We start from the raw sequence: 24,803 nt of genomic DNA on the forward strand, positions 1-24,803 counted from the left end.
AGGAACGATGACGCTTCGGTTCCGCCGTCCGGCGGTCTTGCTCACAGCAGCGGCACTCACTTTCGGGGTGACCGCCTGCACTTCTGACGACGGCGTGGAGGACGCGGCGGACCCCCTGTTCGGGTACGCCCTCCCACGTCCGATCGTCACCCTCAACGCCGCAAGTACGCTCGGAGCGGCGACCGATGCGGCGAAGGTGTCCGCGCGTCTCTACCCGGGCGCCTACCTGACCGGCCCCGACGGCCGGTTGCTGCCGAACACCGACCTGGTCACCGCGACGCCGTCGCCGGACAACGGTGACATCGTCGACTACCGCATCAGCGAGTCGGCCACGTATTCGGACGGCGCCCCGGTGGTGTGTGACGATTTCCTGCTGACCTGGGTCGCAGCCAAATACCCCGACCTGTTCTCATCGGACCTCGGTCTGACCGAACGGGTGAAGGACATCAACTGTGACGCCGGTGACCGTGACTTCACCATCGAGTTCGACCGGGGGATGGGGAGCCGCTACCGGGAGCTCTTCAGCGTGGGTGAAGTTCTTCCTTCCCACACGGTCGGCCAACGTGCCGGGGTGGACAATGTCGTGGAGGCGATCGATTCGGGAAACTCCGACCAGCTGGCCGCGCTCGGAAAGGCATGGTCGTCCACGTTCACCGTGGCCGAGACAGACCCCGCGGACGTACCCACCTACGGCCCGTTCCGTGTGTCCTCGCGCGGGGAGGACGGGTCCCTGGTCCTGACCGTCAACCCGGAGTGGACCGGCGTGCGTCCCGGCCTGGACGAGGTGGTGATGTGGTCAGGACCGGGCGCCGGCATCGACGGGCCGGACTTCGAACAACTCGCCGCCGACTACCAGTTGTACGTCGCCGATGTGCCACCGGAGACCGATCCGGTCTCAGCCGGACTCGCCGTGCCGTCCGACACGTCTGCAGCGAGCGAGACCTCGAGTTCGTCGGGACCCCCGTCGGACACCGGGACGCCTGAACCGTCCGACAGCCCAGCCGGCGGAGACGGAGACGAGGATGATGAGGGGATCCGGGCGGGAGCCGACGAAACTGCCCCTGACCTGTCCGACGCCGACGATGTATCGGGACGTTTCGCCGTCACCCGGGACTCCGGGACACGTGTGGACAGCCTGACCCTCGCCGACTCCGGGATCTTCGAGACACGTGAGAACCGGCAGGCCTTCGCCAGGTGCGTCGATCGTCGGGCAATGGCGCAGGCCGTCGCGTCCGAGTCAGGAATCGCCGTCGACGAGGCCCCGTTCCGCACGATCGCCCCCGGAGCACAGTCGGGGGAGAACCTGGGGGACGTGGCGGCGCGCAACAACAACACCGACACCGGACCGACCTCGGACAGGCTCGGGGGATCGACGATCCGGGTCGGATACTTCGCCGACGTCGACCGGTACGCCGCGATGGTGGACACACTGGTCGACTCATGCGCCGCCGCCGACGTGACCGTGGAGCCGGTGCCGTTGAGCGTCGACGACTTCGGAGAACTCGGCTCCGACTACGACATCCTCCTGGAGACCCGGTCCGCTTTCGGGCAGAACCCCGAGGTGTCGTTCCCCGCGTCGTCCGGAGCGTCCGGGACGGCGACCGTCAGGCAGCTCCGTGACGCGGAGAATGCCTTGGCCGACGCCACCTCCACGGTGCCGCTGACTGCTGAGCCGCGGTCCGTCGCCGTGGACCGTGGGTTGTCCAACGTCGTCGACAACCCGGGCGAGACCGGAATGAGCTGGAACATGGACCGGTGGGTGTCCCCGGACTTCCCGACGTCCACCGCACCGTCCGCGACCACTGCAGAGGACACACCATGAGCGCGTACCCCGACGCCAGATCGGCACTGGCGGCAAGAACCCGGTTCGTGCCGGATTTCCCGAGCGACGGCATCATGTTCCAGGACCTCACACCGGTGCTGGCCGACGGTGAGGCGTTCCGGACGATCGTGACCGAGATGGCGGAGGTCTGTCGCACCCTCGACGTCGACGTCGTCGCAGGTCTGGACGCCCGGGGATTTCTTCTGGGGTCCGCTGTGGCGCTGGAGCTCGGGGTGGGTGTCCTGGCGCTCCGCAAGGCAGGGAAGTTGCCGCCACCGGTGATCCGGCAGGAGTACGACCTGGAGTATGGCACCGCCGCGCTGGAGATCCCCTCCGAGGGGCTTGATCTCCATGAACGTCGGGTCCTCCTCGTCGATGACGTGCTGGCCACCGGCGGTACCCTGGTGGCCGCACGGGCGCTCCTGGAGACTGCGGGAGCCCGTGTCGTGGGTGGCGCCGTCGCCCTGGAAGTGCAGGAACTTGAAGGGGCGAAACGTTTGGGGGACCTTCCGTTGTACGTGGTTTCCCGCGGACAGTAGGCTTGTCGTTCACACGCTGCACACAGTAGGGAAACGGTGAGGCATGACGAACGAGAAGAACTCGCTGTGGATGGCCGCGCGTATTGCGCGCAGCCTCACCGGCAAGAGCAAGATCAATCCGGTCCTCGGCCCATTGATCGCCGTGCACCGGCGTTACCACCCGAAGGCGGACGTCGAGATCCTGAATCAGGCGTACACGACGGCTGAGCGTCTCCATGCCGGCGTCCTACGTAAGTCCGGGGAACCGTACATCACCCACCCGTTGGCGGTCGCGACCATCGCGGCGGAGATCGGCATGGACACCACCACACTGGTGGCGGCACTGCTGCACGACACGGTGGAGGACACCGACTACTCGCTGGACGACCTCACCCGCGACTTCGGCGCCGAGGTCACCCTGCTGGTCGACGGGGTCACCAAGCTGGACAAGGTCGCTCTCGGCTCGGCGGCCGAGGCGGAGACGATCCGCAAGATGATCGTCGCCATGGCCCATGACCCCCGGGTCCTGGTGATCAAGGTCGCCGACCGTCTCCACAACATGCGCACGATGCGTTTCCTGCCGCCCGAGAAGCAGGCGAAGAAGGCGCGGCAGACCCTGGAGGTCATCGCCCCGCTCGCTCACCGCCTGGGTATGGCGACGATCAAGTGGGAGCTCGAGGACCTGTCCTTCGCGATCCTGTACCCGAAGAAGTACGAGGAGATCGTCCGTCTCGTCGCCGACCGTGCCCCGAAGCGCGACCAGTACCTGGCCAAGGTCATCAACGAGATCCAGTCCACGCTGCGTGAATCGCACATCACCGCCGAAGTCGTGGGGCGTCCGAAACACTACTGGTCGATCTACCAGAAGATGATCGTCCGCGGCCGCGACTTCGACGAGATCTTCGACCTTGTGGGTATCCGGATCCTCGTCGACGAGATCCGGGACTGCTATGCGGCGGTCGGTGCTGTGCATTCCCAGTACCAGCCGATGCCCGGACGGTTCAAGGACTACATCTCCCAGCCCCGTTTCGACGTCTACCGGTCGCTGCACACCACGGTGATCGGTCCCGACGCCAAGGTACTCGAAGTGCAGATCCGCACCCATGAGATGCACTACCAGGCCGAGTACGGTATCGCGGCACACTGGCGTTACAAGGAGACCAAGGGTTCCCACAAGGGCGATGCCGCCGAGGTCGACCAGATGGCCTGGATGCGCCAGCTGCTGGACTGGCAGAAGGAAGCCGCCGACCCCAATGAGTTCCTGGATTCCCTGCGCTACGACCTGTCGACCAACCAGATCTTCGTCTTCACGCCGCGCGGCGACGCGGTGACGCTCCCCACCGACGCCACACCGGTGGACTTCGCCTACGCGGTGCACACCGAGGTCGGGCACCGCTGCATCGGTGCGAAAGTCAACGGCAAGCTGGTCGCACTGGAGTCCCCGTTGAAGACGGGGGACAAGGTGGAGATCTTCACCTCGAAGGACGCCACCGCCGGTCCCTCGAAGGACTGGGAGAAGTTCGTGGTGTCGCCACGGGCACGCAACAGGATCCGCGCGTGGTTCAACAAGGAGCGTCGCGAGGAGACCCTGGAGAAGGGGAAGGAGGCGCTGGCCGCGGAGGCGCAACGGACCGGCATCCCGTTGCAGCGGCTCGTGACCGCGGCGGCCCTGCGGACGGTGGCGACACAGTTGTCACGCGACTCGGTGGACGACCTCTACGATGCGATCGGCAAGGGGGGTGTCACCGCCGGGCATGTCGTGCACATGCTGCAGGACATCTACCAGGGTGACGCGGACGAGGACGACTCCCCGGTCGCCCCCGCGCCCACGGTGCGCCGCACCACCCCCCAGCAGTCGGTGCAGTCCGGGCGGGGCGACGGTTCGGGCGTGCTGGTGCAGGGAAACTCGGACTTCTCGGCGAAACTGGCCAAGTGCTGTACCCCGGTTCCCGGCGACGAGATCTTCGGTTTCATCACCAAGGGGGGCGGGGTGTCGGTGCACCGCACTGACTGCACCAACGCCGAGAAGCTGCATTCCGAGCCCGAGAGGCTCATCGACGTGGCCTGGGCCTCGGACGTGCGCGACGCGGTTTTCGTGGTCACCCTGCAGATCGAGGGGTTGGACCGCACCGGACTGCTCAGCGAGGTCACCAGGGTGGTCAGCGAGCAGAAGGTACCGATCATCGCGACGAGTACCCATGTCGCCGAGGACCGGGTGGCGATGTGCCGGTTCACCTTCGAGGTCTCCGACACCAAGCAGCTGGGCTACCTGATGAACCAGCTGCGCAACGTGGAGGGCGTCTACGACGTCTACCGCGTGACGACAGGCGGCTGAGCCCCCGGCAGACGGGACGGGTCAGGCGTCGACCGTCGCGGTCTCGATGCGGACCTCGTCGACCGGTGCGCCGTCGCCGTTGTTGTCCTGGTTCTCGCCCTCGTTCTCCTCGATGATGGAGTCCAGGGTGGACAGGCCGTCCTCGGAGATCGTGCCGAAGATGGTGTAGTCGTTGGGCAACTGGGTCTCGTCGTCGACGAGGAAGAACTGCGAGCCGTTGGTGTTCTCACCACCGTTGGCCATGGCCAGGACGCCGCGCTTGTACAGGCCCTCGTCCTCGACCTTCTCACCGTCCTCGTTCCAGACAGGGTACTCGTCGGGGAAGGTGTAGCCGGGGCCGCCGGCGCCGTCGCCTGAAGGGTCACCGCACTGCAGGATCCTCATGCCGTCGTTGACGACCACGCGGTGGCAGACGGTGTCGTTGAAGTAGTCCTGTGAGGCGAGGTTCTCGAAGTTGTTGGCGGCGCACGGAGCCTGGGCGTAGTCCACCGTGACGCCGATGTCACCCTTGTTCGTCGCCAGGGTGATGTCCGAGGTGCCGTCCTCCCGGAGGTTGTCGGCGTCGGGGGCCGAGGCCTGCTTGGCGGCGTCGCCGGACTCGGTGTAGGCGCACTCCTGGGGGCCCTGGGGCTCCTCGGCGGCGGTGGTCTCCCCGTTGAGGGCGTCGTCCGCGAGATTCTCGGAGTCGTCGCTGCCACGGGTGGCGGCGAACCAGATCCCACCGACGAGGACGACCAGGACCACCAGGGTGGCCAGGGTGACGCCGAGGGGCCGCATCTTCTCGCGGCGGGACCGCGACTTCAGTTCCTTGTCGAGATTCTTGAGTGCCGCATCGCGGCGGGAGGAGTTGTCGGACAAAGCTCCGTGGCCTTTCCCTCGGGGGTGGTCGTAGATCAACGGCCCCATTGTTCCACCCCGGCCCCTCCGACTCCACTACCGAGGCCTCCTGGTTGCTGTGTGTTCCCCGTGGGATCGCCGACGGGTTTCTCGGTAGGGTGGCTCCCATGGCGAATCTGACTGTGGAAGTACTGCCCACCGGTCCCTTCGAGATGAACTGTCTGCTGCTGCATGACGGGGCGGACGCGACGGTCGTCGACCCCGGGATGGGGGCCGGAGAACTCATCGCCCGGGCAGTCGAGCAGAAGGGGCTGCGGATCACCGGGATCGTGCTCACCCACGGCCACATCGACCACGTCCGCGACCTGCCTGTGGTCCAGGCTGCTTACGGTGTCAGCTCCCACATGCACCCGGCGGACAACGTCTTCCTGCAGCGCGAGGTGCTCGACGGGATGGGCCCGTCGGGGGAGGCCCACGACGTCGCCACGATGGAGACCCCCGAGGTTCCCACCCCGGTGGAGGACGGGGACGTCCTGACGATCTGCGGGGTGGAGTTCGTCGCACACCACATGCCGGGCCACTCTCCGGGGTCCGTCATGTTCCGGGGTGTCGTGGACGGTCAGGGGTTGATCCTCGGAGGCGACGTCCTGTTCCGCGGTGGTGTCGGACGGACCGACCTCCCGTTCTCGGAACCGGCCGCGATGGTGGAGAGCCTGCGGCGCCTGGTGACGACCTTCGAGGACGACGACACCGTCGTACCCGGTCACGGGCCCACCACGACCGTCGGTGCTGAAAAGGAGCAGAACGGGTTCCTGCAGGGGGTGGTGTGAGCCCGTCGGCGGGTCGCTATAGTTGGTCCCCGTGAGTGACACCAGCAGCACCGGTTCCACCGGACAGGTCCAGACGTTCGCCGGCCCCAAGGGGGTGCCGGACTACGTACCGCCGGCGTCCGCGGCGTTCCATGCTGTGCGCAGCACCTTCGAGGACGTCATCCACAAGTCGGGGTACGGTCACATCGAACTGCCGGTGTTCGAGGACACCGCCTTGTTCGCCCGGGGGGTCGGGGAGTCCACCGACGTGGTCTCCAAGGAGATGTACACCTTCGAGGACCGGGGCGGCCGTTCGGTCACGTTGCGTCCGGAGGGTACCGCGGGAGTGATGCGTTCCGTCATCGAGCACAACCTTGACCGCGGGCAGCTGCCGGTGAAGTTGACCTATTCCGGACCGTTCTTCCGGTACGAGCGGCCCCAGGCCGGGCGGTACCGTCAGCTGCAGCAGGTCGGTGTCGAGGCGATCGGGGTGGACGACCCGGCCCTGGACGCTGAGGTCGTCGCGATGGCTGACCGCTGCTACCGGGCGCTGGGCCTGTCGGGATTCCGGCTGGAGCTCTCCACCCTCGGTGACGAGACCTGTCGACCGCAGTACCGGGCGAAGCTCCAGGAGTTCCTGTTCTCCCTGCCCCTGGACGAGGAGACGCGTCGCCGGGCGGAGGTCAACCCGCTGCGCGTGCTCGACGACAAGCGCCCGGAAGTCCGGGAGATGATGGCTGACGCCCCGCTGATGCCAGACCACCTCTCCACCTCGGCACGTGGACATTTCGAGACCGTCACCGGCACCCTGGACGACATGGGCGTGGATTACACCCTCAACCCGCGGCTGGTCCGCGGGCTCGACTACTACACCAAGACCTGCTTCGAGTTCGTCCACGACGGCCTCGGGGCACAGTCGGGGATCGGCGGGGGTGGACGCTATGACGGGCTGATGGCCCAGCTCGGCGGCCAGGACCTCTCCGGGATCGGCTTCGGCCTCGGTGTCGATCGGACCGTGCTGGCGTTGGAGGCCGAGGGGGTGTCTCCCACGACAGGCCGGCGCGTCGACGTCTACGGCGTCCCGATGGGTGTCGACGCGAAGCGTCGCATGGCCGTGATCGTGGACCGTCTGCGTCGGGCCGGGGTGAGCGTGGACATGTCTTACGGGGACCGGGGGCTCAAGGGAGCGATGAAGGGTGCCGACCGTGCCGGAGCTCTCTTCGCCCTGGTCCTCGGTGAGAACGAGCTGGACAAGGGCACCGTCGTGGTCCGTGACCTGTCGACCCGACAGCAGGAGGAGGTCACCGTCGAGGACGTGGAGCTCGTGGTGAAGAGGGCCCTGGCGGAGGGCTGACCCTGCCCCCAGGGGGAGTTTTCTGCGCCTGTGCGCTAGCCTGGTTTCTGAATCCTGAAAGTTCTATTCATGACAGAGATCTGAAACTGAGCTCATAGGAGTAATTTTATGGCTGAATCTTATTCTTCAGGGAATGAGGAATCTTCACACGCAGGGAAAAGTTCCGCCGTCAACTGGCCCGTGTTCGCGGTATCCGCCGGGCTGATGACGGCGTTCGTCATCTGGGCGTGGCTGGCACCCGACCAGGCGGACACCGTGATCAACGCGGTGAAGGACTGGGTATCCACCAACCTGGGCTGGTACTACGTCCTCACCGCCGGTGTCGTCGTGGTGTTCGTCCTGATCATCGCGTTCCGGCGGGTCGGCAACACCAAGATCGGCCCCGACCACTCACAACCCCGTTTCGGTTTGTTCACCTGGGGCGCCATGCTCTTCGCCGCGGGCATCGGGGTCGACCTGATGTTCTTCGGGGTGTCCGGCCCGGCGACGAACTTCCTCACCCCGCCGGAGACGGCTGAACTCTCCGACGAGGCGGCACGCATGGCGCCGTTGTGGACCATGTTCCACTACGGAGTCCCGGGGTGGGCCATGTACGCCCTGATGGGGATGGCCTTCGGACTTTTCGCGTACCGCTACCACATGCCGTTGAGCATCCGTTCCGCCCTCGCACCGGTGTTCGGCCGACGGATCCACGGCGCTGTCGGACACGGAGTCGACATTGCCGCGGCCATCGGAACCGCGTTCGGCATCGCCGTGTCCCTGGGCATCGGGGTGGTCTTCCTCAACTACGGGCTCTCCGAGATCTTCGGGATCCCGACGAACACCGGTGTCCAGATCGCACTGATCGGACTGTCCGTCCTGATCACCGTGATTTCCACGGTCTCGGGTGTCGACAAGGGCATCCGTCGGCTCTCCGAGCTCAACGTCTGGCTCGCCCTGGTCCTGATGGCGTGGATCGTGGTGATGGGGAAGACCGCCGACCTGCTCAATGCACTGGTCCAGAACATCGGTGACTTTGTCTCCAGGTTCCCCTCGATGATCCTGAACACCTTCGCCTACAGCGACGGCGCCGCCGATTACCCGGCCGACCAGTGGCAGTCGGACTGGACACTGTTCTTCTGGGCCTGGTGGATCGCCTGGGCACCGTTCGTCGGTCTGTTCCTGGCCAGGATCTCCCGTGGCCGCACCCTGCGCCAGTTCATCCTGGGGGTGCTGGTCATCCCGTTCACGTTCATCGCGGTCTGGATCTCGATCTTCGGCAACGCGGCCCTCGGATTCTTCCGGGACGGCGACGAGGAGTTCCTCGAGACCGCGGTGAACACACCCGAGTCCGGGTTCTTCCTCCTGCTGCAGCAGTATCCCGGGGCGACTTTCGCCGTCGCACTCGCCGTGGTCACCGGCCTGCTCTTCTACGTCACCTCCGCAGACTCCGGGTCGCTGGTGATGGCCAACATCACCTCGAAGCCGAGTGTGGAGGACTCCGACGGCCCGCCGTGGCTCCGCATCGTGTGGGCCGTGCTGACCGGCGCACTCACTCTGGTGATGCTGCTCATCGGCGGCGTGTACACCCTGCAGGCGGCGACGGTGCTCATCGGACTGCCGTTCTCGGTGATCATGTATCTGCTGATGTTCAGTATCTGGCGTGTGCTGGGCGCCGAGGCACACTGGCTGCAGTCCCGCTCGTTGTCGTTGCCCGGGGCCCTGTCGGACCGGACAGGAACCCCACAGCCACGGTTGGCCTGGAGAAACCGGCTCAAACGCAGGATGAGTTTCCCGTCGGCAGCCGAGACCCAGGCCTATGTCGAGAACACCGCGGCCCCCGCGATCGGTGAGGTCGCCGATGAACTTCGCGAGCTCGGCCTGGATGTCACCCTCACCCGGGAATCACATCCCGAGTACCCGATCGACTTCGTCGACCTCCTGGTGAAGTTCCCGGGGCAGGACGACTTCAAGTACCAGGCGTACCCGGTGCCCGGGCAGGTCCCGAACTTCGCGGTAAACCTCAACGTGGACCACGACGTGTACTTCACGCTGGAGATCTTCTCGGCCACGGGTTCCCGGGGCCACAACATCCTCGGGTACTCCAAGGAGCAGGTGATCGCCGACGTCCTGGACGCCTACGATACGCATGTGGAGTACATGTCCCTGACCGGTGACAGAGGTACTCCGACCGCCGATGTCCACGGAACGGCACCGGCACTCTGGACAGACGACGACAACGACTCTGAAAAGACAGGAAGCGAGCACACATGACTGACACACCACAGACGCTCTACATCGACGGACAGTGGGTGGGCGCGACCGACGGCGGCACACGCACAGTCACCTGCCCGGCTGACGGCACGGTCGTCGCCGAGGTATCCGAGGCGACCGCAGCTGACACGGAGAAGGCCATCGCGGCCGCCCGACGCGCCTTCGACGCGGGGGAGTGGTCGTCCACCTCGGCGGCCTACCGTGGAGATCTGCTCCTGAAGGTCGCCGACGCCATGGCGGAGCGCAAGGATGAATTCGCCCGCGCCGAGGCCCTGGACACCGGCAAGCGCCTGGTCGAGGCCGAAGGCGACATGGACGACATCATGAACTGCTTCCGGTTCTTCGGCAAGATCGCCGACCAGCACCCGGGCCGCCTCGTCGATGCGGGCGACTCCTCGGTGATCTCGCGGGTGGTCTACGAGCCGGTCGGTGTCTGCGGCATGATCACCCCGTGGAATTTCCCGCTGCTGCAGGCCAGCTGGAAGATCGCCCCGGCGATCGCCGCCGGCAACACCTTCGTGCTCAAGCCTGCTGAACTGACACCGCACACCGCGATCCTGATCATCGACGTGCTCGACAAGCTCGGTGTGCCGGCAGGTGTCGCCAACCTGGTGCTGGGTGCCGGAGCCGAGGCGGGTGCGCCACTGTCGTCGCATCCGGACGTCGACATGGTCTCGTTCACCGGTGGACTGGTCACCGGTCGTCGGATCGCCGCGGCAGCGGCACCGACGGTCAAGAAGGTCGCACTCGAGCTCGGCGGGAAGAACCCGAACGTGGTCTTCGCCGACGCCGACTTCGACGCTGCGGTGGACAACGCGCTGAACGCGGGATTCCTCGACTCCGGCCTGGTGTGCTCGGCGGGGACCCGTCTCATCGTCGAGGAGAGCATCAAGGAGAAGTTCGTCGACGAGCTGGTCCGCCGGGCCGAGGGCATCGTCATGGGAGGCCCCTTCGACGAGAAGGCCGAGACCGGCCCGCTGATCTCCGCGGAGCACCGCGACAAGGTCACCGACTATGTCCAGCGCGGTATCGAGGCTGGCGCGACACTGCGCTGTGGCGGCCACTGGGGCGGCCCGGAGCACGAGAAGGGCTGCTTCTACGCGCCGACGGTCCTGGACAACTGCACGTCGGACAACCCTGCTGTCGTCGAGGAGGGATTCGGCCCGGTCATCACGGTGGAGACCTTCACGACGGAGGCGAAGGCGATCACGACCGCCAACGACACCGAGTACGGTCTGGCCGGTGCGGTGTGGACCTCTGACCGTGGTGTGGCCAACCGGGTGTCGCGGGCACTGCGCCACGGCACCGTGTGGATCAACGACTATCACCCCTACGTGCCCCAGGCAGAGTGGGGCGGATTCAAGGCCTCGGGTACCGGACGTGAGCTCGGGCTGGCCGGCCTTGAGGAGTACCGCGAGGCCAAGCACATCTACGAGAACACCGAACCGGCCGCAAGTGGCTGGTTCCCCCAGAAGTAGCACCCGGACACACGATAAGGAGAAGATATGCGAGACAACTACGACTACATCGTCGTCGGAGCAGGTTCTTCGGGAGCCGTGGTCGCGTCCCGTCTGAGCGAGGACCCGGCCGTGACCGTCGCGTTGATCGAAGCGGGCCCCACCGACGTGGACAAACCGGAGATCCTCAACCTTGCGGAATGGCCCGGTCTGCTGGAGTCCGGGTACGACTGGGACTATCCAATCGAGCCCCAGGAGAAGGGGAACTCCCACATGCGTCACGCCCGGGCGAAGGTTCTCGGTGGCTGCTCGTCGCACAACTCCTGCATCGCTTTCCACACCCCGGCGCAGGATCTCGACCACTGGGTGTCCCTGGGTGCCTCCGGCTGGGACTCGGAGACCGTGCTTCCGCTGATCAAACGCCTGGAGAACAATGACCGTGAGGGCGAGCACCACGGGCATGACGGTCCCGTCAGGTTGCGCTCGGTCCCGCACGAGGATCCCGTGGGTGCGGCGATCATCGAGGCCTGTGGACAGCAGGGGCTTCCCAACACCCCGTTCAACGAGGGTGCCACGGTGAACCACGGTGCCGACTGGTTCCAGATCAACGCCACGGACGAGAATGTCCGGTCGTCCTCCTCGGTGTCCTACCTGCACCCTGTCCTCGACCGGGAGAACCTCGACATCCTCACCGATCGCCAGGTCTCACGGGTGATCTTCTCCGAGGGGCAGGACGGCACCCCGCAGGCCGTCGGCATCGAGTACCTGGACAACCCCTTCGGCCGGCTCAAGACGGCGACCGCCGCACGCGAGGTCATCATCTCTGCGGGCGCGATCGACAGCCCGAAGCTCCTGATGCTGTCCGGAATCGGTCCGACCGCGCATCTCGCCGAGGTCGGTGTGGAGACGCTGGTGGACGCACCCGGTGTCGGTGAGCATCTCCAGGACCACCCTGAAGCGGTGATCTCCTGGGAGTCGAAGGTACCGATGACCCGCGACGCCACCCAGTGGTGGGAGATCGGCATCTTCGACATGGTGGACGACGGTGGCGCCGACGGCCTGGGCCTGCCGGACCTGATGATGCACTACGGATCGATGCCTTTCGACATGCATACCCGGCGACAGGGGTACCCCACCGCCGACGAGTCGTTCTGCCTGACCCCGAACATCACCCACGCCAAGGGACGCGGCACGGTCCGGCTACGTTCCTGCGACTTCCGGGACAAACCGAAGGTGGATCCGCGCTACTTCACCGACGAGGACGGTTACGACATGCGGATCGCGGTGGAAGGAATCAAGCTCGCCCGGAAGATCGTCGCGCAGCCCGCCATGGCGGAGTACGCGGGACGGGAACTGTTCCCCGGGACCGACGTCCAGTCCGACGAGGACATCGCCGACTACGTGTCCAGGACGCACAACACCGTCTACCACCCGGCCGGCACAGTGCGTATGGGTGCCACGGATGACCCGATGGCGCCGTTGGACCCGGAGCTGCGCGTCAAGGGTGTGACGGGTCTGCGGGTCGTCGATGCCTCGGTGATGCCGCAGCTGGTGGCGGTCAACCCGAACATCACCTGCATGCTGATCGGCGAGCGGGCGGCCGACCTGATCCGCGAAGCCTAGGCGTGTCTCCCGGACGTCAGCGGAAGTCCTGTCGGCAGGATGCCATGGTTCCGTTGTCGTACCCGGTGGTGAACCAGTACTGGCGCTGCTCGGAGGAACCGTGGGTCCAGGCGTCCGGGTTGACCTGCCCGCCCCCGGCACTCTGGATCGCGTCGTCACCGATCGCCTGGGCCGAGGTGATGGCCTGGTTGACCTGCTCGGGTGTCACCGGGTCCAGGACGGCGTCCTCGCCCTTGTCGGCATGGGACGCCCAGACGCCGGCGTAGCAGTCGGCCTGCAGTTCCATCTTCACGGCGTTGGAGTCTTCACCCGGGTCGTCGTAGTCGGACAGTCCCAGGTTCCCCTCGAGATTCTGGATGTGGTGACCGAACTCGTGCGCGACGACGTACATCTGTGCGAACGGCCCGTCGGATCCGCCCATGGACGACAGCTGCGAGAAGAAGTCGTCGCCGATGTAGACGGTCTCGTCGCCCGGGCAGTAGAACGGTCCGGTCTGCGCCGTCGACGCGGTGCCGCATCCGGTGTTGACCTGGCCGTCACCGATGACCAGGCCAGGCTCCGAGTAGTTGATCCCGGACTGTTCGGGCAGTAGGAACGACCACACGGTGTCGAGCGAGATGGCGGTGCCTTCGATCCGGCAGTCGTCGTAGGTGTTGGCGTCCTCGACGGTGGTGCAGTGCTCCAGGTTCCCGCCCGCCCCGCTCGCCCTGTCCGGGCCCTGTTCGCTGTCCGTGCTGAACATGCCCAGCCCACCGTTGGCGACGAAGATCACAGCGGCCACGACAAGGATCCCGGGAATACCGAAGCGCCGGCCGACCCTGCTCATCAGGAGCATGCCCAGGATCCCACCGCCGCGGTTGCCGCCCGGGCGCCCACCGCCACCGATGCCGAAACCACCGCCGCCTGAACTCCCACCGGAGCGGGCCCGTCCACCCATACCGGACAGGTTGTTGTTGAAGGACATGGTGGCAGTGTAGCGGGCAGGCGGCGACCGTAGGGACGCGTAGACGCGTGTGGCTCATGTGACTCATGTGGCACGGTGCAGCTGCGCTTTGTGACGCGGAAGACTATACTTCGATTCACATCTGCCGTGAATCACGGCAGGGATGACTGACAGAGACCCCCAACGACCCGCAGGAGTACCGGAACAATGGACATCATCGCCCTCGCACAGCAGGCCCTCGACGCAGGGGACTGGGCGGCCTACAGCAACTGGGACATCGCCCAGCAGATCTACGACGCCACCCTGGGCCGGATCAACTGGGACGGCATCGGCGCCTGACGGGCTGTAACGGTGGGTGCCGACCTGGCGGCGGTCAGATGACCCCGGCCGATTTCAGATCGCTTCCCAACCTCGCCAGCAGGAGACCGATCACCGACAGCATGCTGATCCCGAGACAGGCCATTCCGCTGATCCAGGAGCTCTCCGTCCCTGTCGCCATGCCGTAGATCAGCGCGACGGCGGCGACCAGAGCGGAGACGAACAGGACGATCTGACTGGTCAGCCAGAACAGTCGGTACGGGTCCCGCGAATCCAACGGAGTGACCACCGTGTCCTCGACGGTGACCTGGTCGGCGATACCGTCGGAGTCGGGGTGGCGTTGCCGCCCCTGGGCCTGTGCGCCGTCGTCCGGTGTCGGGGAAGCATTCTCTGCCATGATGACCGTCCTTTCATCTCGGTCGACTTTCGACCTCACCCTCCAGCATGCCACCGTTGTTCCCCGTGCGGCGACGGGGTAGTACACTGGGCCGCTGATATCGAGCCACCGGCGGCATCACCGTGCCGACCGGGGTTATTCCGAACTATCCGAAAGGACAACGCGACGTGCTGCGGACCCATCTTTGTGGTGACCTTCGCTCCGACCACATCGGCGAGGAGGTAACCCTCACCGGATGGGTCTCCCGTCGACGGGACCACGGTGGAGTGATCTTCATCGACCTGCGTGACCGCTCCGGACTCGCCCAGGTGGTGTTCCGTGAGAACGAGGTCGCCGAGCGGGCGCACGCGCTGCGTAGCGAGTACTGCCTGCGTGTCACCGGTGTCGTGGAAGCCCGCCCGGAAGGTTCCGAGAACCCGAACCTGGCGTCGGGTGACATCGAGCTCAACGTCTCCGGCCTCGAGATCCTCAACGAGTCCGCGGCACTTCCGTTCCAGATCGACGACTCCGCCAGCGGGGGAGAGGTCGGCGAGGAGACCCGCCTGAAGTACCGCTACCTGGACCTGCGCCGGGACAACCAGGCCCGCGCACTGCGTCTGCGCTCCAAGGTGAATGCCGCGGCGCGCAGCGTCCTGATCGACCAGGACTTCACCGAGATCGAGACGCCGACCCTCACCCGCTCCACCCCCGAGGGGGCCCGGGACTTCCTGGTACCGGCCCGCCTGCGCCCGGGAAGCTTCTACGCCCTGCCGCAGTCTCCCCAGCTGTTCAAGCAGCTGCTGATGGTCTCGGGCATGGAGCGTTACTTCCAGATCGCGCGATGCTACCGCGACGAAGACTTCCGTGCCGACCGCCAGCCGGAGTTCACCCAGCTGGACGTGGAGATGAGCTTTGTCGACCAGGAGGACGTCATCGCCCTGGCCGAGGAGATCCTGGCCGCCGTGTGGAAGCAGATCGGTTACGAGATCTCCGCCCCCATCCCGCGGATCACCTACGCCGACGCAATGCGTCGTTACGGGTCCGACAAGCCTGACCTGCGTTTCGACATCGAGATCACCGAGTGCACCGAGTTCTTCGAGAACACGTCCTTCCGCGTCTTCAAGTCCGACTACGTCGGTGCCGTGGTCATGGACGGCGGTGCGTCGCAGCCCCGTCGTACCCTCGACGCCTGGCAGGACTGGGCCAAGCAGCGGGGGGCCAAGGGACTGGCCTACATCCTCGTCGGCGAGGACGGCACGCTGTCGGGCCCGGTGGCCAAGAACATCACCGAGGCCGAACGTGAGGGCATTGCCGCACATGTCGGCGCGAAGCCGGGCGACTGCATCTTCTTCGCCGCCGGCGACGTGAAGTCCTCCCGCGCGCTGCTGGGTGCCGCCCGCGGCGAGATCGCAGAGCGGCTCGGACTGATCAAGGACGGCGACTGGGCATTCACCTGGGTCGTGGACGCGCCACTGTTCGAGCCCGCGGCCGACGCCACCGCCTCCGGCGACGTCGCACTCGGGAACTCGGCGTGGACCGCGGTCCACCACGCCTTCACCTCTCCGAAGCCTGAGTGGATCGACACCTTCGACGAGAACCCCGGCGAGGCCACCGCCTACGCCTACGACATCGTCTGCAACGGCAACGAGATCGGTGGCGGGTCGATCCGTATCCACCGCCGCGACATCCAGGAGCGGGTCTTCGCGGTCATGGGCATCTCCGAGGAGGAGGCCCGCGAGAAGTTCGGCTTCCTGCTCGACGCCTTCGCCTTCGGAGCCCCGCCCCACGGCGGCATCGCCTTCGGCTGGGACCGCATCGTCTCTCTCCTCGGCGGTTACGACTCCATCCGTGACGTCATCGCATTTCCTAAGTCCGGTGGCGGCGTCGACCCGTTGACCGACGCCCCCGGCGAGATCACCGCGCAGCAGCGCAAGGAGTCCGGGATCGACGCAAAACCCAAGAAGAACGCCTGAGTCCTTCGACCATGGAGGGACGTCCGAGAGAGGACAACGACGTGCTGAGCATAGACGACGCACTGGCCCGTGCCACACACCTGCTGGGGAGCCGTTTCGGCGGTACCCCGGAGCTGACGCACCCGGAGAATCTCGGGGGCAGCGGGGATTCGCTGGTCATCCGGGTGAAGGTCTCGCCGAACCCGTTCCTCCAGGAGCGCACGGTCGTCATCAAGCAGCTGCCACCGGTGACGTCGGGGGAGAACGGCCGACGCGGCGACGCGGATGCCGAGGCCATCTCGGCGATGATCCGAGAGGTGGTGGCCTACCAGTACACCAACACCCTCGCCGAGGAGCACCGTCCCGGGCCACAGCTGCTCGCCCATGACATCGACGAGCGCATCATGGTGCTGTCGGATTCGGGTGACGGACGCAACTACTCCGACATCCTCACGATGGACGATGAGACGGACCGGGCCGCCGCGCTGCGCAAGCTGGGGCGGGCCCTGGGACGCATGCATGTGGCGACCGCAGACGGCCAGGAGGCCTTCGACACGCTCAACCGTCGCCAGCACTCGCGGCACAACCTTCCCGCCTCCCGCGTGACCGACCGGGACGTCGACGTCGCCGCCCTGGTCGAGCAGGGTCTCGACCTGCTCCGTCGCAGCGGTGTCACGGTCGACCCCACGGTGGAGGAGTTCGCCCACGAGGCCGGTCAGCGCCAGTCCCGTACCCGGGTGCAGGCGTTCACCCCGTTCGACCTGACCCCCGACAACATCATGCTCGCCGACACCGTGGTCTTCCTCGACTACGAGTGGGCGGGGTTCCGTGACATCGTCTCGGACGTCGCCTGCGTGATCGCCGGCTTCCCCCACGACATCACCACTCCGCTGCTGGACTCCGAGGAACTCCGCGAGTTCATCGAGTCGTGGTCGACCGAGGTGTCGGTGGTCTGGCCCGCGGTGCGTGAGGAGGGCCGTCTGGAGAAGGCGTTGATGGCTTCTCTCGTCGGTTGGGCGCTGATGAGCCTGTCCCTGCTCTACCACGGCACTCTCGCGGTCATCGAGACCTCCGGTTCCGCCGCCGAGGGGGTGCGTCGCCTCGACCACATGCCGAGTGAGCACCTCTCCGACCTCGCCACGACAGTGGAGGCCGTACGTCGGTTCGCCGACCGTAACCAGGTTGACGAGCGGTTCACCGCCGTCCGCGACTTCGCCGCCGAGCTGCTGGCCACCCTGGCCAAGCTCGGGGCACAGCCACAGATCCGTTAGAGCCGGTCGGTGTGATGAACGGAGACGACAGCCTCTTCGACGTCCCTGCCGCGGGTGGCGGTGACGGTGAGCCCGCACCGACCCGGTCGGCGGACTCCTACTTCCACCCGGGGGCTCACGCTCCGCTGGCGGTCCGGATGCGTCCGCGTTCGCTGGACGAGGTCGTCGGACAGTCCCATGTCCTCGGGGACAATTCTCCGCTGCGTCGTCTCATCGACGGCCGTGGGGACTCCTCCGTCATCCTCTACGGCCCTCCCGGGACGGGCAAGACCACGGTGGCTTCCCTGGTGGCCGGCGCCTCCGGCCGCCGGTTCGAAGCGCTGTCCGCCCTGAATGCCGGGGTGAAGGAGGTGCGCTCGGTCATCGACAATGCCCGGCGGCTCCTGAGCCGCGGGGAGTCGACGGTGCTGTTCATCGACGAGGTCCACCGTTTCTCCAAGACCCAGCAGGACGCCCTGCTGGGGGCGGTGGAGAACAGGACCGTGCTGCTGGTCGCCGCCACCACCGAGAACCCGAGTTTCTCGGTGGTGTCACCGTTGCTGTCCCGCTCCCTTCTCGTCCAGCTCCGACCGTTGCAGGACGACGACATCGCCACCCTGCTCTCCAGAGCCGCGGCCGATCCGCGGGGGTACGACGGCGCGGTGACCCTCGAGGACGACGCCCGTGACCTGCTCGCGGCTCTCGCCGCCGGCGACGCCCGACGGGGGTTGACCTACCTGGAGGCAGCGGTCGAAGGGATCGGGGACCGGACGGTACTCACCGTCGAGGATGTCCGGGCCTCCACCGACCGCGCCGTGGCACGGTACGACCGGGACGGTGACCAGCACTACGACATCACCAGCGCCTTCGTGAAGTCGTTGCGCGGCTCGGACCCGGATGCGGCCCTGCACTACCTGGCACGCATGATCGACGCGGGGGAGGACCCCCGGTTCATCGCCCGCCGGCTGGTGATCCACGCCTCCGAGGACGTCGGCATGGCCGATCCGACGGCACTGCAGGTCGCCGTGGCCGCCCACCAGGCGGTCAGCTTCATCGGTATGCCGGAGGGACGGATCCCCCTGGCGCAGGCCACGGTGCACATCGCCACCGCTGCCAAGTCGAACTCGGTGATCCGGGGTATCGACGCCGCCTTGGCCGATGTGCGGGACGGCCGCGGTCCGGTGGTGCCGCCGCACCTGCGGGACGGCCACTACTCCGGGGCGGAAGCACTGGGCAATGCCGTCGGCTACCGCTACCCGCACGACGACCCCCGTGGTGTCCTCCGGCAGGACTATCTGCCGGAGGATCTCGCCGCGGCACGGTACTACGAGCCGACCGACCACGGTCGCGAGCACACCCTCCGTACCCGGCTGGAGACCCTTCGCGGCATCGTCCGGGGTAACGGGTAGACTGTTTCCGGTTAAGACACCGTGTCGACGATTCAGCTATCAAGAAGGTTCCGTAACTGTGCAGACTCATGAGATCCGCGAGCGATTCCTCAATCATTTCGTGAAGGCAGGTCACACCGAGGTTCCCAGCGCCTCATTGATCCTGGACGACCCGAACCTGCTGTTCGTCAACGCCGGTATGGTCCCGTTCAAGCCTTATTTCCTCGGTGAGCAGACACCGTCGTCGTCGCGGGCGACCTCGATCCAGAAGTGCGTGCGCACCCTGGACATCGAGGAGGTCGGCATCACCACCCGGCACAACACTTTCTTCCAGATGGCGGGGAACTTCTCCTTCGGCGACTACTTCAAGCGCGAAGTCATCCGTTTCGCCTGGGATCTGCTGACCAACCCGGTCGCCGAGGGTGGGTTCGGTATGGACCCGGACAGGCTGTGGCCCACCGTCTACCGCACTGACGACGAAGCCGCCGCCATCTGGCACGAGGACATCGGGGTCCCGGAGGAACGGATCCAGCGCCGCGGTGGCGAGGACAACTACTGGGACATGGGTGTACCGGGGCCCGGCGGCCCGTGCTCGGAAATCTTCTACGACCGTGGGCCGGAGTACGGTGTCGACGGCGGCCCGGCCGCGGACGAGAACCGGTTCATCGAGATCTGGAACCTGGTGTTCATGCAGGACATCCGCGGTGAGAAGAGCCCGAAGGAAGGCTTCGAGCCGATCGGCGAGCTGCCGCAGAAGAACATCGACACCGGCATGGGCATCGAACGGGTCGCCTGCATCCTGCAGGGGGTCGAGAACGTCTACGAGACGGATCTCCTGGCACCGGTCATCCGGGTCGCCGAGCAGCTCACCGGCTCGGTCTACGGACGGGTCGAGAACTCCGTCGAGGACGTGCGCTTCCGTGTCATCGCCGACCACAGCCGCACCGCACTCATGCTGATCCTCGACGGCGTGACTCCGGGCAATGAGGGCCGCGGCTACATTCTCCGTCGTCTGCTGCGCCGCATCATCCGGTCTGCCCGGCTCCTCGGGGCCACGGGTGCCACCATGGAGAAGTTCATGGACACCGTGCGCAGCACCATGACCCCGTCCTACCCGGAGATCACCGAGAACTGGGAGCGCATCCGGGCGGTCGCCGTCGGGGAGGAGACGGCGTTCCTCAAGACGCTGGAGTCCGGCACCCGGTTGTTCGAGGATGCCGCTGCCAAGGTCAAGGCTGCCGGCGGGACTGAACTCGGCGGCGACGCCGCTTTCGTGCTGCACGACACCCACGGGTTCCCGATCGACCTGACCATCGAGATGGCCTCCGAGTCCGGTCTCACGGTCGACAAGGACGGTTTCGACACCCGCATGGCCGAACAGCGTGCGCGGGCCAAGGCCGACAACCGTGCGAAGAAGCAGGTCCACGCCGACGTGTCCGTGTACCGTTCCTTCGTCGACAACCACCCCACCGTGTTCCTGGGCTACGAGACCACGGATGCGGAGGCCCATATCCTGGGCCTGGTCTCCGGGGGTCAGATCGTGGACCGGGCACCGGAGGGCAGCGAGGTCGAGGTCATCCTGGACCGCACCCCCTTCTACGCCGAGTCCGGCGGCCAGATGGCCGACCGCGGCACCCTCACCGGCCCCGGTGGTCTGGCTCAGGTCCAGGACGTTCAGAAGACCGGACGCAAGGTCTCCCTGCACCGCGTCACCGTCACCGGCGGTGAACTGGCCGTGGGCGACACGGTCGCCGCCCATGTCGACCACGCCTGGCGTCACGCCGCGCGTCAGGCACACTCGGGCACCCACCTGATCCATGCCGCGCTCCGGGATGTGCTGGGGCCGACGGCGGTGCAGGCGGGGTCCATGAACAAGCCGGGGTACCTGCGCTTCGACTTCACGTACGGCACCCAGCTCACCGACGACCAGCTGCGTCGGATCCAGGAGATCTCCAATGAGGCCGTGGACACCGACTACACGGTGAACACGATCGAGACCAGCCTCGACGAAGCGAAGGCCATGGGTGCGATGGCCCTGTTCGGTGAGAACTACGGGTCCCGCGTCCGTGTGGTCGAGATCGGTGGCCCGTTCTCCATGGAGCTGTGCGGCGGTACCCACGTCGACCACTCCTCACAGGTGGGCCCGGTCACGATCCTGGGCGAGTCGTCGGTGGGGTCGGGGACACGGCGTATCGAGGCCTACACCGGCATGGATTCGATGCGTTACCTGGCCGGCCAGAATGCCGTGGCGGGTTCCCTGGCCTCCCGTCTGAAGGTCACCTCCGAGGACCTTCCGGAGCGTTTCGCCCAGATCAGCGAGCGGCTGCAGGCCGCGGAGAAGCGGATCAACCAGTTCCGTACGGCCGAGCTGACCGCCAAGGTGGGTGACTACGTCATGCAGGCTGTCACGGTGGACGGCGTCCGCGTCGTCGCCGCCCGCGTCGCCGACGGTATCGCCGGCGGGGACCTGCGGACGATCGCCAATGACGCCAAGGCACGGTTCGGGTCCGACGAGGCCGTGGTTGTCTTCGCCTCTGCCGACCCGGACTCCGGCAAGGTCCCGTTCATCGCCGCGGTCACCGACGCCGCCGTCGCCCGCGGCCTGTCCGCCGGCGAGGTCGTCAAGGCGATCGGCCCGCTGATGGGCGGTCGCGGTGGCGGCAAGCCGTCGATGGCGCAGGGCTCCGGCAGCGACGTGTCGGGCATCGACGCGGCGGTCGCGGCCGTCCGTCCGCACGTCGAATCGGCCCTGTCCGGCGCCAACTGATGGCTGTCCCGGAGCGTCCCGGTGACGACGACCCCGGTCGGGGCCGTCGTCTCGGACTTGACGTGGGCACCGTGCGTATCGGGGTGGCACTGTCCGACCCTGACGGCATCCTCGCCACGCCACTGGAGACCGTCGCAGCGGAGAAGGGCAGCGGCAGGCGCCCGGGGTCCGAGTTCGGCCGGGTCCTGGAACTCGTCGAGGAGAACTTCGTGGTGGAGGTCGTCGTCGGGCTACCGGTGACACTGCGGTCGCGGAAGACGGAGAGCACCGTGCGGGCCGAGAATTACGCGGCTGCACTGCAGGAGGCACTGGACGGGATCCCGGTCCGGCTCGTCGACGAACGGATGTCCACGGTCGCGGCGACCGGCGCGATGCGGGCGTCCGGGGTCAGTGAGCGTAAGGGGCGCGCACGTATCGACCAGGCGGCGGCGGTGCATATCCTGCAGGGTTGGCTTGACGCCCGAACCGCCCGTAAACGGGTGTCCGATCAATGAACTTCGGCCACCTCGTGCGAGAATGACCCGCAACAGTGTTTTCATGACGTTTTGACACCTTGTACACACAGTAGAGACGTGGGAGTGAACCTTGCCTCGAAAGATCAGGACCGAACCCAGGTACCGCCGTCGGAGACAGTGGTCGATAGCCATCAGCCTCGCACTGGTCCTCCTGCTCGTCTTCGTCGTGGCCTACGTCTACTACGAACGCGAGGTGGTGGGCACCCGCGACTACGAGGGGGCCGGCGACGGTAACGCGGTCCTCATCCGGGTGGACGAGGGTGACACCGTCTCCGGTCTGATCCCGCAGCTGCTCGAGGATGACGTCGTCGGTTCCCGTTCGGCGATGCTCAGTGCGGCCGACGAGGCCGAACAGCGCGGCGAGAACCGTGGTCTGGAGGCCGGCTACTACGCACTCCAGCAGAAGATGTCCGCGGACGCCGCCATGGGGGCGCTCACCGACGACGAACGGCGTCTCGGCGTCATCGACATCCCCACCGGGCTCACCCTCGAGGACGTCACGGTGGTGGGAGGGGAGACCCGCGAAGGTATCTTCACCTCCATCGCGAACAACTCCTGCCGGGAGGGCCTCACGGACGGTCTGGAGGACTGCGTCAGCGTCGACGACCTGCGCGAGACCATCGCCACGACCCCGGCCGCCGAACTGGGTGTCCCGGAGTGGGCCGTGGACAATGTCGAGGCCCGCGGGGACGACCCGCGACGGATCGAGGGGCTCATTTCCCCGGGCGTGCACCTCTTCGACCCGACCGCAGGCCCGCAGGAGATCCTCACCTCGCTGCTGGAGGACTCCACGGAGGTCTACGAGGGCACCGGGCTGCTCGAGGCATCGGAGGGTGTGGGTCTCAGCCCGTACGAGATGGTCACGGCCGCCTCGCTGATCGAGCGTGAGGCTCCGGAGGGCGACTTCGACAAGGTTGCCCGGGTGATCCTCAACCGGCTGGACGAGGACCAGCAGCTCGAGTTCGACTCCACGGTCAACTACGACGTCGCCGCCCAGGAGGTCGCCACCACCGACGAGGACCGCGGACGCGACACCCCGTGGAACACCTACGCGAAGAAGGGGCTGCCGGACACCCCGATCGCCTCGCCCGGCATCACCGCCCTGCAGGCGGTCGAGCACCCGGCCGAGGGGGACTGGCTGTACTTCGTGACCGTGGACACGGACGGGCGCACGGTGTTCAACCGGTCGTTCTCCGACCATGAGGCGGCGATCGAGGAATCGCGGCGCAACGGCGTGCTGGACAGCGCACGGTAGACAGAGAGGTGGATGGGACCATGGTGAGGGAAACCGGGAATGACGCGGCCGAGGTGTACAGCGTGGAGGAGTTCCTCGCTCTGGCGGCCGGGCTCCAGGACGAGGCGGATGCGCCGGACGGACCCGCCGTCCAGCTGTGTGCCGTGCTCGGACGGCCGGTGGGGCACTCGCTCTCGCCCGTGATCCACCTGGGCAGTGCCGCGATGCTGGGCAACGAGTCGCTGGTGTACGTCCGCGTCGACGCCGGGGAGCCTTCCGAGGTCCGTAGGTTGATGCAGCAGTCGCCTGCCTGTGTGCGCGGGTTCTCGGTGACGATGCCCGGCAAGTCCGCCGCCCATGACCTCGCCGACACCGTGACCGACCGTGCCGCCCTCATCGGCAGCGCGAACACCCTCGTCCCGGTACGGGACGCCGGGGGACAGCCGACCGGAACGTGGCTGGCCGACAACACCGACGTCGACGGCCTCTCTGCCTGCCTGCGTGCCGTGCTCGGCGAGGACCGTGCCGCGGGTGCGGGACGGGGCGTGGTCGTGGGGAACGGCGGCACGGCACGTCCGGCCGTCGCCGCATTGGCCGCCGGGGGCTTCACCTCGGTCACCGTGCTCGCCCGGTCCGAGCGGGCGTTGAACCTGCAGAGCCTGGTGGAGTCCTACGGGATGACCTTCGACTGGCTGCGGCTGGACGATGACCGCCTGGGCGAGGTCTGTGCCTCCGCGGACGCACTGATCTCCACGATCCCGGCGGCCGGTGCCGCCGCCGTGGCCGAGCATCTGGCGGCCGCGGCGGCGGTGGTCGACGTGATCTACGACCCGTATCCCACACCGTTGATGCTCGCGGCGCGGGGTGCCGGACGCCCGGTGTCCGACGGGCTGCTGATGCTCGCCGGCCAGGGTGTGGAGCAGTTCCGCCAGTTCACCGGGGAGACGCCGTCGACCGAGGGGATGTACCGGTTGCTGCGGGCGCACCGACGCACCCTGGAGGCGCAGTCGGGGGACACGGGGTACACGGCGGACACGGGGAGTTAACTGCAG

19 protein-coding genes are annotated in these 24,803 nt (G+C 66.9%); 16 read left to right on the forward strand and 3 right to left on the reverse strand.

What is annotated here, in order from left to right:
• Positions 1–7: 7 nt before the first annotated feature.
• Genes FS507_RS00990 through FS507_RS01000 form a run of 3 tightly spaced genes read left to right on the forward strand, consistent with a single transcriptional unit; the run spans position 8 to position 4,675 of the window.
• Entirely contained in the window at positions 8–1,822 is a 1,815-nt protein-coding gene (locus tag FS507_RS00990; protein ID WP_145940981.1) for a hypothetical protein, read from the forward strand.
• A complete protein-coding gene (locus tag FS507_RS00995; RefSeq protein WP_145940982.1) occupies positions 1,819–2,361 on the forward strand; it encodes an adenine phosphoribosyltransferase in 543 nt (180 codons plus the stop codon). The genes FS507_RS00990 and FS507_RS00995 overlap by 4 nt, the downstream gene beginning before the upstream one ends.
• 43 nt (positions 2,362–2,404) lie before the next feature.
• On the forward strand, positions 2,405–4,675 hold the full coding sequence (locus FS507_RS01000) for a RelA/SpoT family protein (RefSeq protein ID WP_145940983.1): 2,271 nt from the start codon (positions 2,405–2,407) through the stop codon (positions 4,673–4,675).
• 21 nt (positions 4,676–4,696) lie between these two features.
• Here the strand turns inward: FS507_RS01000 and FS507_RS01005 are convergent, their stop codons facing one another.
• Complete coding sequence (locus tag FS507_RS01005) at positions 4,697–5,533, reverse strand: peptidylprolyl isomerase (protein ID WP_145940984.1); 837 nt, start codon at positions 5,531–5,533, stop codon at positions 4,697–4,699.
• Between the two features lie 146 nt (positions 5,534–5,679).
• Here FS507_RS01005 and FS507_RS01010 point away from each other — a divergent pair, with 146 nt between their 5' ends.
• The 5 genes from FS507_RS01010 to FS507_RS01030 all read left to right on the forward strand — a co-directional run bounded on the left by FS507_RS01010 (position 5,680) and on the right by FS507_RS01030 (position 13,008).
• Positions 5,680–6,342, forward strand: a complete 663-nt coding sequence (locus FS507_RS01010; RefSeq protein ID WP_145940985.1) for an MBL fold metallo-hydrolase — start codon at positions 5,680–5,682, stop codon at positions 6,340–6,342.
• A gap of 31 nt (positions 6,343–6,373) precedes the next feature.
• Positions 6,374–7,675 carry a histidine--tRNA ligase gene (gene hisS, locus FS507_RS01015; protein WP_145940986.1) on the forward strand — a complete coding sequence of 434 codons (1,302 nt, stop codon included), beginning with the start codon at positions 6,374–6,376 and terminating at the stop codon, positions 7,673–7,675.
• Between the two features lie 108 nt (positions 7,676–7,783).
• Positions 7,784–9,928, forward strand: coding sequence for a choline BCCT transporter BetT (gene betT, locus FS507_RS01020; protein WP_145940987.1), 2,145 nt, complete (start codon positions 7,784–7,786; stop codon positions 9,926–9,928).
• Positions 9,925–11,406, forward strand: coding sequence for an aldehyde dehydrogenase family protein (locus FS507_RS01025; protein ID WP_145940988.1), 1,482 nt, complete (start codon positions 9,925–9,927; stop codon positions 11,404–11,406). Before betT ends, FS507_RS01025 begins: the two co-directional genes overlap by 4 nt.
• 27 nt (positions 11,407–11,433) lie before the next feature.
• Entirely contained in the window at positions 11,434–13,008 is a 1,575-nt protein-coding gene (locus FS507_RS01030; protein WP_145940989.1) for a GMC family oxidoreductase, read from the forward strand.
• A 16-nt stretch (positions 13,009–13,024) separates the two neighbouring features.
• On the opposite strand, the gene ypfJ is transcribed toward FS507_RS01030, so the two are convergent.
• Positions 13,025–13,972, reverse strand: a complete 948-nt coding sequence (gene ypfJ, locus FS507_RS01035) for a KPN_02809 family neutral zinc metallopeptidase (protein ID WP_145940990.1) — start codon at positions 13,970–13,972, stop codon at positions 13,025–13,027.
• Positions 13,973–14,158: 186 nt separating this feature from the next.
• Here ypfJ and FS507_RS18395 point away from each other — a divergent pair, with 186 nt between their 5' ends.
• Positions 14,159–14,290, forward strand: coding sequence for a hypothetical protein (locus FS507_RS18395; protein WP_255372692.1), 132 nt, complete (start codon positions 14,159–14,161; stop codon positions 14,288–14,290).
• Between the two features lie 34 nt (positions 14,291–14,324).
• Here FS507_RS18395 and FS507_RS01040 read toward each other — a convergent pair whose 3' ends face one another.
• Entirely contained in the window at positions 14,325–14,666 is a 342-nt protein-coding gene (locus tag FS507_RS01040) for a hypothetical protein (protein WP_186314503.1), read from the reverse strand.
• Positions 14,667–14,833: 167 nt separating this feature from the next.
• Here FS507_RS01040 and aspS point away from each other — a divergent pair, with 167 nt between their 5' ends.
• The 7 genes from aspS to FS507_RS01075 all read left to right on the forward strand — a co-directional run bounded on the left by aspS (position 14,834) and on the right by FS507_RS01075 (position 24,797).
• Positions 14,834–16,618 carry an aspartate--tRNA ligase gene (gene aspS / locus FS507_RS01045; RefSeq protein ID WP_145940991.1) on the forward strand — a complete coding sequence of 595 codons (1,785 nt, stop codon included), beginning with the start codon at positions 14,834–14,836 and terminating at the stop codon, positions 16,616–16,618.
• Positions 16,619–16,659: 41 nt separating this feature from the next.
• Positions 16,660–17,868: a phosphotransferase gene (locus FS507_RS01050; protein ID WP_145940992.1), complete on the forward strand. Its 1,209-nt coding sequence runs from the start codon at positions 16,660–16,662 to the stop codon at positions 17,866–17,868.
• Positions 17,869–17,882: 14 nt separating this feature from the next.
• Positions 17,883–19,256 carry a replication-associated recombination protein A gene (locus FS507_RS01055; RefSeq protein ID WP_145941146.1) on the forward strand — a complete coding sequence of 458 codons (1,374 nt, stop codon included), beginning with the start codon at positions 17,883–17,885 and terminating at the stop codon, positions 19,254–19,256.
• 58 nt (positions 19,257–19,314) lie between these two features.
• Positions 19,315–22,002, forward strand: coding sequence for an alanine--tRNA ligase (gene alaS, locus FS507_RS01060; RefSeq protein WP_145940993.1), 2,688 nt, complete (start codon positions 19,315–19,317; stop codon positions 22,000–22,002).
• Positions 22,002–22,496 (forward strand): Holliday junction resolvase RuvX, encoded by a 495-nt coding sequence (gene ruvX, locus FS507_RS01065; protein WP_145940994.1) that lies wholly within the window; start codon positions 22,002–22,004, stop codon positions 22,494–22,496. Before alaS ends, ruvX begins: the two co-directional genes overlap by 1 nt.
• 91 nt (positions 22,497–22,587) lie before the next feature.
• Positions 22,588–23,772 (forward strand): endolytic transglycosylase MltG, encoded by a 1,185-nt coding sequence (gene mltG, locus FS507_RS01070; RefSeq protein WP_145940995.1) that lies wholly within the window; start codon positions 22,588–22,590, stop codon positions 23,770–23,772.
• Positions 23,773–23,792: 20 nt separating this feature from the next.
• A complete protein-coding gene (locus tag FS507_RS01075; RefSeq protein WP_145940996.1) occupies positions 23,793–24,797 on the forward strand; it encodes a shikimate dehydrogenase in 1,005 nt (334 codons plus the stop codon).
• The last annotated feature ends 6 nt before the right edge of the window (positions 24,798–24,803 follow it).

Source organism: Corynebacterium glyciniphilum AJ 3170 (genome assembly GCF_007673095.1).
In the GTDB taxonomy this organism is placed as follows: domain Bacteria; phylum Actinomycetota; class Actinomycetes; order Mycobacteriales; family Mycobacteriaceae; genus Corynebacterium.